A 14179-nucleotide genomic window follows, 5' to 3' on the forward strand; every position below is an offset into this window, starting at 1 on the left:
GAAGCCAGCATCGCCTCGCCATGGACGGCGACACCAAACTTAAAGAAACCAAAGCCACGACCACTAGCCCCTTCCTGCATGCAGAAAGGGGCTTTTTTATTCCCAGCCCACATTTACCAAAAAGGTAATCCCCCAACCGCTAAAGTACCCGCCTTTCCGCTTCCCAGCCCCGCATGTCGGCCTCCCTCCCTCGCCCACGCCACGGCTGGATGTTGCGTTGGCTGTCCATCATCGCCGGCATCGCGCTGTCGCTCTGGGTGCTGTTCATCGCGATCCGCTTCTACCACGTCGAAAACCGCATCCAACGCTGGTGGATGGCCTGGCATCCCGACTCGGCATGGAATCAGCCGCGATGGCGCGACCACAGCCTGTGGCTGCCCGGTTACCGCTTCGACATCGAAGGCCGCGAGATTCCCGGCATTGAAGACAATCTCTCCGGTCTTGATTTCGACCACGGTCGCGGCGAACTGATCGGCGTCATCAACCGTCCGGGCGAGGTGGTGATCCTGGATACAGAAGGCAAGCTGCTGCGCCGGCATCGTCTCGTCGGTGCGTCCGATGTCGAAGCATTGGCCTGGCTCGGCGACGACCGGATCGCGCTGCTGCAGGAGGGACGACGCTCCATCGCGGTGGCCACCCTGCCCCGCCGCGACGGCGAGGCGATCCTCATCAATCCCGCCAGCGTGTATGCGCTCGCCCCCGGAGAGCGCGACAACAACGGTCCGGAAGGCATGGCCTACGACAGCGCCACCGATACGCTCTACGTCACCAAGGAACACTCGCCGGTCGCGCTGTACGCCATCCGCGGGTTGCGCAACGGCGGCGACCTGACCACCACCGATCTGACCGGATGGCTGAAACAGATGCCGTTCGCGACGGATTTCTCCAGCATCGAATTCGATCGCCGCCATCGCCATCTGCTGCTGCTCAGCGACGAGTCGCAGATGCTGGTGGAGATCGGCCCGCGGGGCGAACCCGTCAGTTGGCGTTCGCTCGATGCCTCGAGCATGGGACGCCTTCCGGCGCCGCAGCCGGAAGGCGTCACGCTGGACGATCAGGGCACGATCTACGTCGTCAGCGAGCCGAATCTCTTCTATCGCCTGCGACGCAGCAATTGAAACGCGCGGCTACCCGGATCGCTTCAATCGAGGATCGCGATCAATCCTTTTCCTTGCCGATGACCTTGCCGGAATCCGGATCGATCTTCAGTTCGACGTCCTTGCCGGCCGGATCGTCGGCCTCCGCGTTCCAGATACCGTCCTCGTAATCGACGTCATGCACGTTGGTATAGCCGGCGGTGGCGAGCCGCGCGCGAACATCTGCTTCGCTCAGATTCGCAACCTGCTCGTCCGGATAGACGTTGCCGGTCTCGGGATCAATGCGAATGTCGACACGGTTGCCATTGGCACTACGCGCATCGGCCTTCCACACACCATCGCGGAATTTGACGTCGTTGATCTTCGTGTACCCCTGCGCTTCGAGTTTCGCGCGCACCTGCTGCCGGGTCAGCGCATCCTGCGCGGAGGCGGTACCGATGACGCCGATGAGCGCAAGCGACAACACTGCAATCTTGTTCATCGCAATCTCCGTGAGATGGGGATTGCAGTGTCTGTTGCCGTATAAAAACTCATGGTGAACCGGCATGCCTGCGGCAGGGCGGGTTCATGCGATCGCCGAATACGTGAACGGTTTAGTCGCGATATCAGTCGCGAGTGAGACTCGATGCCGTCGCGATGCTTTCCGAGATTTCCCGTTGCTTTTTCTTGGTCAGGCGGCCAAACGCATCGCGATACGACCACTCGACCAGCTCGCGCAAATAATCTTCCGGCATGTGTTCGACACGCACGATCGTGACCCAGCGATGGCGCGCCATGAAGCGCGCGGGCTTGCAGCCGGGCATGTCGGTGAGTTCCAGGAAGCGTTCCGACGTGACGCGCAGACTGAACCGCCAGCGCTCCGGCTCGCTGGTCTTGAACCAGGCGAAGTATTTGCCGCCAACCGCGTAGCTGAGAATATTCGCCGGCGCCTCATGCAGTACCTCGACGGCGCCGGGCAGGCGCTTGCAGAAACCTTTCAATTGGCGGACATCCATCGCCCCAGCACCTCAACAGAACATCGCGCGTTTTCCGCGAGCGATACGAATCACTGCTTCAGCTTCCAACCGGTGCGGAAGATCCACCACACCGCGATCAGGCACAGCGTCAGGAAACCGATGATCGCCACCGCGCTCACTGCAACGTTGACATCGGAGATGCCGTAGAAGCTCCAGCGGAAGCCGCTGATCAGATACACCACCGGATTGAACAGGGCGATCTTCTGCCAGATCGGCGGCAGCATGTTGATCGAATAGAACGCGCCGCCCAGGAAGGTCAGCGGCGTGACCACCATCAGCGGGATCACCTGCAGCTTCTGGAAATCGTCCGCCCACAAACCGATGATGAAACCGAACAGGCTGAAGGTGAGCGAGGTCAGCACCAGGAAGCACAGCATCCAGAACGGATGCGCGATCTCGTAGGGTACGAAGAGGCGTGCGGTCACCAGGATCAGCACGCCGAGCATGATCGACTTCGTGGCCGCCGCGCCGACGTAGCCGATCACCACTTCCAGCCACGACACCGGCGCGGACAGCAACTCGAAGATCGTGCCCGCCCACTTCGGCATGTAGATACCGAACGATGCATTGGAGATGCTCTCGTTGAGCAGCGACAGCATGATCAGGCCAGGAATGATGAAGGCGCCGTAGCTCACGCCGTCCACCTCGCCCATGCGCGAGCCGATCGCTGCGCCGAACACGACGAAGTACAGCGAGGTCGAAAGCACCGGCGAGGCGATGCTCTGGGTGATGGTGCGGAAGGTACGCGCCATCTCGAAGCGGTAGATCGCGCGGATCGCATGCAGGTTCATGCCTTCGCTCCTTTCGGTGCATGCACCAGGCTGACGAAGATCTCCTCCAGCGAGCTCTCGCTCGAATGCAGGTCCTTGAAGTCGATGCCATGCTCGCCCAGGCGCTTGAGCAGCGCCGCGATGCCGGTTTCCTCCGTCTGCGTGTCGAAGGTATACACCAGCGTCTGGCCATCGCCGGACAACTCCAGTGGCAGGCCGTTCAATCCTTCGGGGATGCCTTGCAGCGGTGTTTGCAGGGTCAGTGTGAGCTGCTTCTTGCCGAGCTTGCGCATCAGCGCCTGCTTCTCCTCCACCACGACCAGCTCGCCGTGATTGATCACGCCGATGCGGTCGGCCATCTCCTCGGCTTCCTCGATGTAATGCGTGGTGAGGATGATGGTGGTGCCGTTCTCGCGCAGGCGCCGCACCATCTGCCACATGTCGTGACGCAACTCGACATCGACGCCGGCGGTGGGTTCGTCGAGGAACAGGATTTCCGGCTCATGCGCCAAGGCCTTGGCGATCAGCACGCGCCGCTTCATGCCGCCCGACAGCGCCATGATCTTGCTGTCCTTCTTCTCCCACAGCGACAGCTCGCGCAGCACCTTTTCCAGATGCGCGGGGTTCGGTGCTTTGCCGAACAGCCCGCGGCTGAACTTCACCGTCGCCCAGACGCTTTCGAAAGCATCCGTCGACAATTCCTGCGGCACCAGCCCGATCTTCGAGCGTGCGGCGCGATAGTCGCGGGCGATGTCGTGCCCGGCTGCGGTCACCGTGCCCTCGCTGGCGGTGACGATGCCGCAGACGATGCTGATCAGGGTGGTCTTCCCGGCCCCGTTCGGCCCGAGCAAGGCAAAGATTTCGCCTTTGCGGATGTCAAGATCAACACCCTTCAGCGCCTGGAAGCCAGAGGAATAGGTTTTGCGCAGTCCGCGGATGGAAATGATCGGTTGCACGCAGAGTCTCGTTGCGTCGGTGAAACGACGCCGCACATCCTAGCCGATGCGGCGTCGCAATCTCCGCGACCGCGGCACGGAAGGCCGAGGAGACAGCTTCCCGCCCCTGGTCCAATCGTGGATGCGGCCTGATCTTGCGCTGCAACAATCGAGCGCGAGGCCGCCCCGCGTCCGGGACATGATTCCGCATCACGAGTCGAGTACCCTGCACACCTCCTACGACCGGACGACGCCCATGCAATTCCTGGTCCTGATCTACGAGGACAAATCCCTGCTCGAAGCGCTCCCCGAGGGCGAATACGACTCGATGATGCGTGGCTGCATCGCGCACGCCGACGAGTTGCGCGAAAGCGGGCATCTGCTGGCATCGCAGAAACTGCAACCGCCGGCGACCGCCAAGACCATCCGCGTTCGCAACGGCCGCAACAATGTGATCGACGGACCGTTCGCCGAGACCAAGGAAGTGCTGGGCGGCTTCAACCTGATCGAGGCCGAGAGCTGGGACGAGGCAATGCGCATCGCCCACAGCTTCCCCTGGTCGCGCACCGGCAGCATCGAAGTGCGGCCGGTGGACGATTTCGAGGCGGTCCGGCGGGCTGTCGGGGCTTAAAGCCCCGCGCCGCCAGCGCGATGAGGGGCCGGGGATTCTGAAGCCGCGATTGTCGCGCCAAGCATGGCCGCGATACAGTTCCTGACGCTTCAGAGCGTAAGAACGGACCAAGGACGATGAGTAGCAGCGCCGCATCCCGCCAGGCAATCGCCACAACCGATCTGAAAGCGGTCGAGTCCGAACTCGATCGCTTTTCGCGCCGCATCGATCTGTCGCTACGCAAGCATTTCGCAATCCGGCGCCTGCACAGGCTGCTGAAGACAGCGAGGTATGGACAAGGTGTCGCCTGGCTGCCGTCCTGGTGGACGGCGCTGGCGGCGGCGTCCGCGCTGATCGTCATCGGTGTCGCGGTCGAGAGCGGGTCGGTGCTTCGCTATTGGCTGATGGCCGCGGTGATGGTGGTGGCGTTCCTGTTCGAGACACGCATTCAGCCGCGTATCGCACTCTCGGCCTATCGCTTCCGCCTGATGCGCATGGTCGCGGCGCACGAGGCCGGCGAATATCCGCATACGTACACCGTGGCACGCGTCAATGAAGGCAGCACCGGCTTCGGCACGCTGCACTGGAAATACGTGCGCGGCGTCGAACCCGGCGACATCGTCGCGTCGATCAGCGATCCGAAGGATCGCGGCCTCGCCATCATTGTCTTGCGCACCGAAGGCTGGCTGCCGATCGTGGTGTGGGAACGCGATCTGTATCAGGACAACGCACTGCCGCCGTTGCCCGAAGAGATCAAGCGACTGGCGCAGGAATTCGGCACGGCCTGCGACATCTATCGCAACCACGCCTTGAAGATCGAACGCAGCCGCGCGCTGCGAACGGTGCCAGCGGCGAAGCCACGCCAGACGGAAGCCATCTGGGCGCAGATCGCACTGCCGGAAGCCACGAAATCGCGACTGAAGGCGATGGCGAAGCACTTCGCCGACGGCAGCGCCTCGGCGGCGCGCGGGCTACTGCTCTACGGCCCGCCGGGCACCGGCAAGACGCTCATCGCCAGGGCATTGGCGGACAGCATCGATTGCGCGTTCTTCTCGCTGTCGCTGCCCGATCTGAAAGCCGGCTACGTCGGGCAAAGCGGTGAGAAGGTGCGGGAAATCTGGAACCGCGCGCTTTCCGAGCCGCGCGCGATCCTCTTCGTCGACGAATGCGAAGGCGTGTTCGGCCGGCGCGGCGGCACGAACACCGATGCGTTCAGCGAGGAGATCGTCAACGCCTTCATCGCGCAATGGGACGGCTTCGATAAACAATCGAGCGTGTGGGTGGTCGGTGCCAGCAACCGCCGCGATCTGATCGACCCGGCGGTGCTGTCGCGCTTCGACGATCAATTGCAGATCGGATTGCCGGAGGAGCACGAACGCCTGGACATCCTGCGGCGCGAGTTCGCCCGCTTCGGCCGCTCCATGTCCTTGCCGGATCAGGCCGCGACATCAACGCAAGGCATGTCGGGACGCGATCTCAGCAATCTCGCCAAGCGTATCGCGCGCGAACACGACGCCGGCGCACCGCTCACCAATGCGATCCTCGACACCCACACGGCCACGTTCCGCAAGCAGGGATCGACCGCCACCGACGCCAGCGCCACCTGGAACACGCTGGTGCTCTCCGAGCACACGTTGAAGGACCTCAGGACCACGGCGGGATTGCTGAAGAACGCCGATGCCTTCCTCAAGCGCGGCATCGGCGTGCCGCGTGGCCTGCTGCTGTACGGCCCGCCCGGCACCGGCAAGACGCAGATCGCGCGCACGCTGGCCAACGAGACCGGGCTGCGCTTCATCGCCGCCTCCACCGCCGACATCAAGCAGGGCTGGGTCGGCCAGAGCGGACAGAAGGTGCGCGAATTGTTCGAACGCGCGCGCGAATCCGCGCCGTCGCTGCTGTTCATCGACGAGATCGACATCATCGCCGGCAGTCGCGGCGGCAGCGGCGATAGCTTCACCAACGAGATCGTCGGCCAGCTGCTGCAGGAAATGGATGGCGCCAAGGCGCAGCCGCAGCACGTGTTCGTGCTCGCTGCGACCAATCGCCTCGACCAAGTCGATGAGGCGGTGCTGTCACGTCTGTCCAAGCGTATCGAGGTGCCGTTGCCGGATGCCGACGGCGCGAAACGCCTGCTGCAGGTGATGCTCGCCAACAAGCCGCTCGCCTTCCAAGCCGACGCCGGCATCGCGCATCTGGCCGGTTATGCCGCGGGCATGAGCGGTCGCGACCTGCGCAACTGGATCGAACACGCCGAGATGCGCGCGGTGCATCGCGCGATCGAGGCCGGCGATCCCGATTCGGTGGCGATTTCGCTCGACGATTTCGCTGCTTGATCGTTTCGACGCCATCCGTTCGTCTGGGGGCGGCCGCACACAGACTGAATCCGCCGGTTTCATGACTTAGGCACTTTGCGCCGCCCGCACGATCGCACTACCCTGCGCGCTTCTCTTTCCCGCATGAGATGCGCCATGACCGCCCCGATCCGCCGTTCAGCCCTCTCCCTCGCCGTCGCCGCGCTGGTGTCCGCCGCCGTCGTCGGCTGCGATCGTTCCGCACCGCAGCAACCGGAAGCCACGGCGGCGAAACCCGAGCAAGCCGCGGCGCCGGCCAAGCCGTTGCTCGGCAGCTTCGGCTTCGATGTCACCGGCATGGACCGCGCCGTCGCCGCCGGTGACAACTTCTTCGAATTCGCCAATGGCGCGTGGGTGAAGCGCACCGAGATTCCCGCCGACCGCTCCACCTACGGCAGCTTCAACCTGCTCACCGAGAAGGCCGAAGGCGACACGCGCGCCATCATGGAAGCCGCCTCCAGCGACACCAAGGCCGAGGGCGAGACGAAGAAGATCGGCGACTACTACGCCGCCTTCATGGACGAGGCCGGAATCGAGGCCAAGGGTCTCTCGCCGGTGCAGCCGCAACTCGACGCCATCGCCAAGATCGCCGACAAGGCCGCGCTATCGCGCGAATTCGGCGCCGAACTGCGCGCCGACGTCGATCTTCTCAACATGACCGACTACTACACCGATCGCCTGTTCGGTCTGTGGATCACGCAGGACATCCATCAGCCCGACCGTTATGTGCCGTACGTGCTCCAGGGCGGCCTGGGCATGCCCGATCGCAGCTATTACCTCGAAGGCGGCCGCATGGCCGAATTGCGCAAGCAGTACCAGGCGCATATCGCCAAGGTGCTGACGCTGGCCGGCGACAAGGATGCCGAGGCGAAGGCCGCGCGCATCCTCGCGCTGGAAGTCGCCATCGCGCGCGTGCACGCCACGCAGGAGCAGACCAACGATGTGCAGCGCGGCGCCGCCAACACCTGGAAACAGGCCGATTTCGCCGCCAAGGCGCCGGGCGTCGACTGGGATGCGTTCTTCGATGCCTCGGGCTTGAAGGCGCAGCAGGATTTCAACGTCTGGCAGCCTGAAGCCATCGCCGGCATCGCCAAGCTGGTCGCTTCCGAACCGCTCGATACCTGGAAGGATTACCTCGCCTTCCGCACGCTGGATCGTGCCTCCACCTATCTGCCCAAAGCCTTCGCAGACGAACGCTTCGCCTTCTACGGCACCACGCTGTTCGGCACGCCGCAGCAGCGCGTGCGCTGGAAGCGCGCGGTCGACGAGACCAACGGCGCGCTCGGCGAAGCCGTCGGCAAGCTCTACGTGGAAAAGCATTTCACCAAGGAAACCAAGGCGCGCGCCGACGAGATGGTGAAGAACATCCTCGCCGCCTTCGACAAGCGCATCGATGCGCTGGAGTGGATGACGCCGGAAACCAAGACGCACGCGAAGAAGAAGCTGGCCGGCCTGCGCGTCGCGCTCGGCTATCCGGAAAAATGGCACGACTACTCGTCGCTGGAGGTCAAGCGCGACGACGCCCTGGGCAATGCCGAGCGCGCCAGCCTGTTCGAGTACCGCCGCAACCTCGCCAATCTCGGCAAGCCGGTGACGCATGACGAGTTCTACATGGTGCCGCAGACGGTCAACGCACTGAACGTGCCGCTGGAGAACCGCCTGGTGTTCCCGGCCGCGATCCTGCAGCCGCCGTTCTTCGATCCGGCCGCGGACGATGCCGTGAACTACGGCGCGATCGGCTCGGTGATCGGCCACGAGATCAGCCACAGCTTCGACAACACCGGCGCGCAGTTCGACGAAACCGGCAAGCTGCACGACTGGTGGACGCCCGCCGACCTGAAGCGCTTTGCAGCCGCCGGCGATGCGCTCGCCGCGCAGTACAGCACCTACAAGCCGTTCCCCGATGTGTCCGTCAACGGCAAGCTCACGCTTGGCGAGAACATCGCCGACGTCGCCGGTGTCGCGGTGGCCTATGACGCCTACAAGGCATCGCAGCAAGGCAAGGAAGACAAGCCGCTGGACGGGTTCACCGCCGATCAGCGTTTCTTCCTCGGCTTCGCGCAGGCCTGGCGCTTCAAGGCGCGCGATGCCGCGCTGCGCAGCCGTCTCCTGACCGACGTCCATGCACCGGCGCCCTTCCGCGCGCTCACCGTGCGCAATCTCGACGCCTGGTATCCGGCATTCGACGTGAAGGAAGGCCAGAAGCTGTATCTGGCGCCGGACAAGCGCGTCAAGGTGTGGTGATTCCAAAAGTGTGGTGATTGCGATGATCGGCGGCGGCGGGAAGCGGGAATCTCGATTCCGCTTCCCGCACGGCGCCGTCATCGTCAATGCGCTTTCGGCACTTAGTCTGTGGAAGCGTTCGAACGCAGCTGATCGCGCACGGCCTCGGCAACGCCCGTGGCCGATTGCGGGTTCTGGCCGGTAATCAACCGGCCATCCACCACCACTTTCGCGGTCCAGTTCGGCGCGGGCTGATGCAAGGCGCCGCGCTGCGCGAGCGTGCTCGCCAGCAGGAACGGCACGACGCCGTCGAGCTTGACCGCCCGCTCCTCGTCATCCGTGAACGCACTCACGCGCTTGCCTGCGACCAGATAGCTGCCGTCGCTCAGCGTGACGTTGACCAGCGCGGCGGGGCCGTGACACACGGCGGCCACGATACGACCGGATTCGTAGATCTCGCGCGTGACCCGCTGCACCGCCGGACTATCCGGGAAATCCCAGACCGCGCCGTGACCGCCAGCGAAGAAGATCGCCGCATATTTCTTCGCATCGACGTCCGCGAGGCGCGCGGTGTGGCGGATCGCGTCGCGGAAGCGCGTGTCGTTCCAGTAACGGGCATTGGTCGCGTCATCGAGTTCGACGCCGTCGACCGGCGGCTCGCCACCCTGGATCGAGGCGAACTCGACCGGAATGCCCGCCGCGTCGAACACGGCCAGCGGATGTGTGACTTCGCCGAGATAAAAACCGGTGGGCTGGCCGGTGTCGCCTTTGGTGCCGTGGCTGGTCAGCACCATCAGCACGGGTTTCACGGCCGGGTCGGGAGTCTGGGTGCCGGAGGCGGAAGCCGCCAGTCCGAACATGGCGGCGGCGAGAAGAGAGGTCATGGCTTGGTCTCCAATTAATAAGGCGGGGATTCGGATGCCGGCTGGCATCCCGTGGCCCACACCTTATTCCTCGCGCTAAAAGGCATAAACTATCGTCAGAACAATTGATTCATGCTTTGAAAGCAATAATGCCGCGCCGATTCGACCATCTCAACGATGTGGAAGTGTTTGCCACCACCGTGGACCACGGTTCCCTGACCGCGGCCGCCGTTGCGCTCGGCACCACGGCCTCGGTGGTCAGCCGCGCGATCGCCCGGCTGGAGGCACGGCTGGGCGTGCAGCTGCTCCGACGCACGACGCGCAGCCTGAGCCTCACCGATGCCGGACGGCTCTATCTGGATCAGTCGCGCGCCGCCTTCGCGCTGATCGACGACGCCGAACGCGCCCTGCAAGGCCAGGGCGAGGAACTCACCGGCAGTCTCCGCATCAGCGTGCCGACCACCTACGGCCATTACCGACTGCCGGCGATGCTCGCGCGCTTCGCGCGCCTGCATCCGCGCGTGCAGATCGACTTGAGCATCAGCAATCGCAACGTCGATCTGGCGGCGGAGGGTTACGACCTGGCGATCCGCCTCGGCGCATTGCCCGACAGCGGACTCGTCGCGCGCAAGCTCGAGGATGCGCCGATGTGCCTGGTGGCGGCGCCATCCTATCTGCGCGATGCGGGAACGCCGCGCACGATCGCCGACTTGTCGCGGCACGCCTGCCTGCCCTTCGTGATGCCGAGCACCGGACGCATCGCGCCGTGGATCCTGCGCGACGAACAGGGGCGCGACATCGACTGGATGCCTGCTTCATCCTTGCGCGTTTCCGACGATGTGCTGGGCGTCGTCTCGCTCGCCGAACAAGGCGCGGGCGTGTGCCAGACCTATGATTTCATCGCCGAGGATCGCATTCGGCAAGGTCGTCTCGTCGAAGTGCTGCGGGAAACGCGCGGACGCTCACGGCCTTTTTCGCTGCTCTACGCACCGCACCGCCGCCTCTCGGCGGCGGCGCGTGCGCTGATCGAAATGCTGACCGCGGATGATGCTGGTGCTGCCATCGCGGCCTCGACCGTTCGATGACTTGATCGAAGCGGGACTTGATCGAAGCGGGACTTGATCGAAGCGGCCGATGGCCACGGCGACAATCATCGTCAACGAATGCCGGCCGGCGCGTCGATCACCCACAGAGTCGTGCTGCCCTGCGCATCCGGATCGAACGGCGCTGATTCGAAAGCGATCCTGCTGCCGTCCGGCGACCAGCCAGGCGCACCGTCGAGACCGCAACTGCGAGTCACGCGAATGCGTGAACCGCCATTGGCCGGGATCACGAAGAGATTGGCGATCTCGATGTCGTCGTCGCCCGACGAATACACGATGTAATCACCGCTCGGCGACCAGGAGGCGTCGGTGTTGAACAGCGCACCGTCGCTGGTCACGTTGAACGTGTTGCCATCGGCGACATCCAGCGTGAACACGTCCCAGGCTTCCTGACCGACTTCGCGCTGGAACACGATCTTGTCGCCTCTGGGCGACCACTCCGGCTGGCGATCGTTGTGGCCCTGCGTCAAGCGAGCCAATCCCGTGCCGTCGCTGCGCACCTTCCACAGTTCGCCGCCGGCGTCGGGATTGGCTTCACTGTGCGATTCGAACACGATCCATCGGCTGCCATCATTCAATACCGGCGAGACCGAAGGTTCCCACGCCAGCGATCCCGGCCGGTTCGTGATCCGTCTCGGTGAGCCGCCCGTAGCGGAGACCAAATAGACCTCGTCACGATCGACCACATCGCTGGAATAGACCACCTCGTCGGTGGCCGCCGACCAGCATTGCCCCGGCAGGTTCACGCTCTGCGCGGTGGTGGGGCTGAGTGCCCGCAGCACGGCGCCGCCACCGGACGGCACGGTCCGCACCACCGACTTGCCGGTGTTGTAGCGCTGGGTGAAATTGGTGAACGCCAGTACTTGCCCGTTCGGCGAGAAGCACGGGTTCTGGAAACTGCGTCCCAGTCCGTTGCCTGTGACGACGATCTGCTTCGCGTTGTCGGCGCGACAGGCGGCCGCCGTTTGGGTTTGCGCACCTGCCAGTACGGGGCACAGGCACGCCATCGCCAGCAGTGACACTGCTTGCTTTCGCATAGTCATGATCCTTCGAGATTGAGTGGACATCGCCGCATCGGACGTCGAACGCGTCCTCGATTTCCTGCGACTCGACGGCCTCCTTTTGCCGCGACGATGTGCGACTCAGAATAACGTCAGCAATCCAGCGTCTTGAGATTTACTACCGACATTAAAGTGATCTTCTACTCAATATCACGTCACTTTTTCTTCCTGTTTTTTTCCTGTTTTTTTCCGAGGCTCCCATCGCTGCGCGGCTCTGCATACTGGATCGACCATCCGATGCAAAAGGAGCTCGACCATGTTCTCGCATGTGAGGATCACAGCCCTCTGGCTGTGCGCATTGTTAGTCACGACGGCGGGCCTCTGCCGTGCGGCGATTCCGCCCGACCTTTCCTATGTCGACACCACAACCCCGGCGTATGCACGTTTCAAGGCCTGGGTGGACCGCGCCGTGGCCGGCAATCCCGGCTACAACTTTTCCGCGACCGACGCCGGCTACGCCTATCGGTTGAACGGGAATGCCGCCTATTGCCAACTCGCCGTGCGGATGGCGGAGAAACAGGTCGCCGACGCGGAAGCGGTGATCGCGAACGGACAAAGGCCCGAGGTCTCGGGCGATTCGTATCTGCACGTCGGCGAGATGATTCGTGACGTCTCGCTCACTTACGATTGGTGCGACGCTTTCACAACCACGCAGCAACGCGCGCGCTGGGCGGCCTATGCCGAACAGGCGGTGTGGAACGTCTGGCATCACCAGCAGGCGAACTGGGGTGGCCGTCCCTTCCCCTGGTCGGGATGGTCGGTGAATGATCCCGGCAACAACTATTACTACAGCTTCATCGAAGCGACCATGTATTGGGCGATGGCCAGCGGCAGCACCGACTGGCGCCAGTTCCTCGAACAGGAGAAGCTGCCGCCGCTGGTGAGTTATTTCGCGGCGCTACCGGGTGGCGGCAGTAGCGAGGGCACCGGTTACGGCTTGTCGCATCAGCGCCTGTTCGAGCTTTACCGCATCTGGCGCGATTACACCGGCACCGATCTTGGCGCGCAGAGTACGCACCTGACCGACTCGATCGATTGGTGGATCCATGCCACCGTGCCCACGCTCGATCGCATCGCACCACTCGGCGATCAGTCCCGCGTGTCCTATCCGGATTTGTACGACTACCATCGCAACGTCATCCTGCAGGCGCGGGCGATGACCGGCAGCGTCGAGGCGCGTTCGCATGCGAACTGGTGGCTCAACCACATCTCGGTCGCGCAGATGGACAGCGGCTTCAATTTCCGCCACGACCTGCTGCCCAGCAGCGGTGCAGCCGCGCCGCCGAGCGCGCTCTACTATCATGCTGCCGGCACCGGACGCCTGTTCGCACGCAGCAGCTGGAGTACCGGGGCGATGTGGCTGGGTTTCACCGCCGGCCCCTACGAACAGGGCCACGCGGCGCAGGACCAAGGCGCGTTCACGCTGTTCGCGCGCGACTTCCTCGCGGTCACCGAGAACATCTTCACGCACAGCGGAATCCAGCAAGGCACCGCGGTGCAGAACGTACTGCGTTTCACCAGCAACGGCAGCGACATTCCGCAGCGCTACCCGACGCTGTCGAGCATGACGGTCACGCCCGGCGCGAATGGGGTGCTGGACGTGAGCGCGAACCTCACGCCGGCCTACGACGGACATCCCGCCATCCAGAGTTGGCGTCGCGACCTGCACTTCGCGCAGCGCAAGCTCAGCGTGCATGACACCTATCAGGTCGGTAGCGGGGTGCAGACGGTATTCCAGGTCAATACGCCACTGCAGCCGGTGATCAGCGGTAACAGCGCGCGCGCCGGCGACCTGATCATCACCGTGCTGAAACCCGCCAACGCCACGCTGCGCGCGATCGACTGGCACGCGACCGGTCCGGCCAGCGAATATCTGCGTGGCTGGAAACTGGAAGTCGGTGGAGCTAGCGGTGAATTCTTGGTGGAATTCGCCGATGCGCATGATTCGCTGTGCCGATGCATCGAGCGCAATCCGCCACGCCTGATCCCGCGCCGAACGCAACCACTGAAATCACTGGACCGCCCATTGCGACGGCCCGGTGTTGGCAAGGCATTGCTGCCTGGAGCGTGATGTCAGCCGCATGCACATGCGTGCGTGTGGCGACATCTGCGCCACACACGCACGCAATCACGCGTGCAACGGACAAGGC

12 protein-coding genes are annotated in these 14179 nt (G+C 63.9%); 6 read left to right on the top strand and 6 right to left on the bottom strand.

Annotated elements, in window-relative coordinates; genetic code table 11:
* The first annotated feature begins 173 nt into the window (after positions 1-173).
* Positions 174-1118: an SdiA-regulated domain-containing protein gene (locus LG367_RS11150; RefSeq protein ID WP_226469328.1), complete on the top strand. Its 945-nt coding sequence runs from the start codon at positions 174-176 to the stop codon at positions 1116-1118.
* A 40-nt stretch (positions 1119-1158) separates the two neighbouring features.
* On the opposite strand, the gene LG367_RS11155 is transcribed toward LG367_RS11150, so the two are convergent.
* The 4 genes from LG367_RS11155 to LG367_RS11170 all read right to left on the bottom strand — a co-directional run bounded on the left by LG367_RS11155 (position 1159) and on the right by LG367_RS11170 (position 3839).
* Positions 1159-1578, bottom strand: a complete 420-nt coding sequence (locus LG367_RS11155) for a PepSY domain-containing protein (protein ID WP_226469329.1) — start codon at positions 1576-1578, stop codon at positions 1159-1161.
* Between the two features lie 124 nt (positions 1579-1702).
* Positions 1703-2092: an MmcQ/YjbR family DNA-binding protein gene (locus LG367_RS11160; RefSeq protein WP_226469330.1), complete on the bottom strand. Its 390-nt coding sequence runs from the start codon at positions 2090-2092 to the stop codon at positions 1703-1705.
* A gap of 50 nt (positions 2093-2142) precedes the next feature.
* Positions 2143-2904: an ABC transporter permease gene (locus LG367_RS11165; RefSeq protein ID WP_226469331.1), complete on the bottom strand. Its 762-nt coding sequence runs from the start codon at positions 2902-2904 to the stop codon at positions 2143-2145.
* Positions 2901-3839 carry an ABC transporter ATP-binding protein gene (locus LG367_RS11170; RefSeq protein ID WP_226469332.1) on the bottom strand — a complete coding sequence of 313 codons (939 nt, stop codon included), beginning with the start codon at positions 3837-3839 and terminating at the stop codon, positions 2901-2903. Before LG367_RS11170 ends, LG367_RS11165 begins: the two co-directional genes overlap by 4 nt.
* Positions 3840-4074: 235 nt before the next feature.
* Here LG367_RS11170 and LG367_RS11175 point away from each other — a divergent pair, with 235 nt between their 5' ends.
* From LG367_RS11175 to LG367_RS11185, 3 genes are all read left to right on the top strand, one after another.
* Positions 4075-4449, top strand: coding sequence for a YciI family protein (locus LG367_RS11175; protein WP_226469333.1), 375 nt, complete (start codon positions 4075-4077; stop codon positions 4447-4449).
* Between the two features lie 116 nt (positions 4450-4565).
* Positions 4566-6761, top strand: a complete 2196-nt coding sequence (locus LG367_RS11180; RefSeq protein ID WP_226469334.1) for an AAA family ATPase — start codon at positions 4566-4568, stop codon at positions 6759-6761.
* A gap of 135 nt (positions 6762-6896) precedes the next feature.
* A complete protein-coding gene (locus LG367_RS11185; protein ID WP_226469335.1) occupies positions 6897-9023 on the top strand; it encodes a M13 family metallopeptidase in 2127 nt (708 codons plus the stop codon).
* 101 nt (positions 9024-9124) lie between these two features.
* Here the strand turns inward: LG367_RS11185 and LG367_RS11190 are convergent, their stop codons facing one another.
* On the bottom strand, positions 9125-9886 hold the full coding sequence (locus LG367_RS11190) for a type 1 glutamine amidotransferase domain-containing protein (RefSeq protein WP_226469336.1): 762 nt from the start codon (positions 9884-9886) through the stop codon (positions 9125-9127).
* Between the two features lie 128 nt (positions 9887-10014).
* Between LG367_RS11190 and LG367_RS11195 the strand changes: the two genes are divergently transcribed.
* Positions 10015-10950 (top strand): LysR family transcriptional regulator, encoded by a 936-nt coding sequence (locus LG367_RS11195; protein WP_226469337.1) that lies wholly within the window; start codon positions 10015-10017, stop codon positions 10948-10950.
* Positions 10951-11021: 71 nt separating this feature from the next.
* Here LG367_RS11195 and LG367_RS11200 read toward each other — a convergent pair whose 3' ends face one another.
* Positions 11022-12005, bottom strand: a complete 984-nt coding sequence (locus LG367_RS11200; protein ID WP_226469338.1) for a TolB family protein — start codon at positions 12003-12005, stop codon at positions 11022-11024.
* A 280-nt stretch (positions 12006-12285) separates the two neighbouring features.
* Between LG367_RS11200 and LG367_RS11205 the strand changes: the two genes are divergently transcribed.
* Positions 12286-14100, top strand: coding sequence for a hypothetical protein (locus LG367_RS11205; RefSeq protein WP_226469339.1), 1815 nt, complete (start codon positions 12286-12288; stop codon positions 14098-14100).
* Positions 14101-14179 lie beyond the last annotated feature (79 nt).

It is taken from the genome of Luteimonas panaciterrae, from assembly GCF_020511115.1.
Taxonomy (GTDB): Bacteria; Pseudomonadota; Gammaproteobacteria; order Xanthomonadales; family Xanthomonadaceae; genus Luteimonas; species Luteimonas panaciterrae.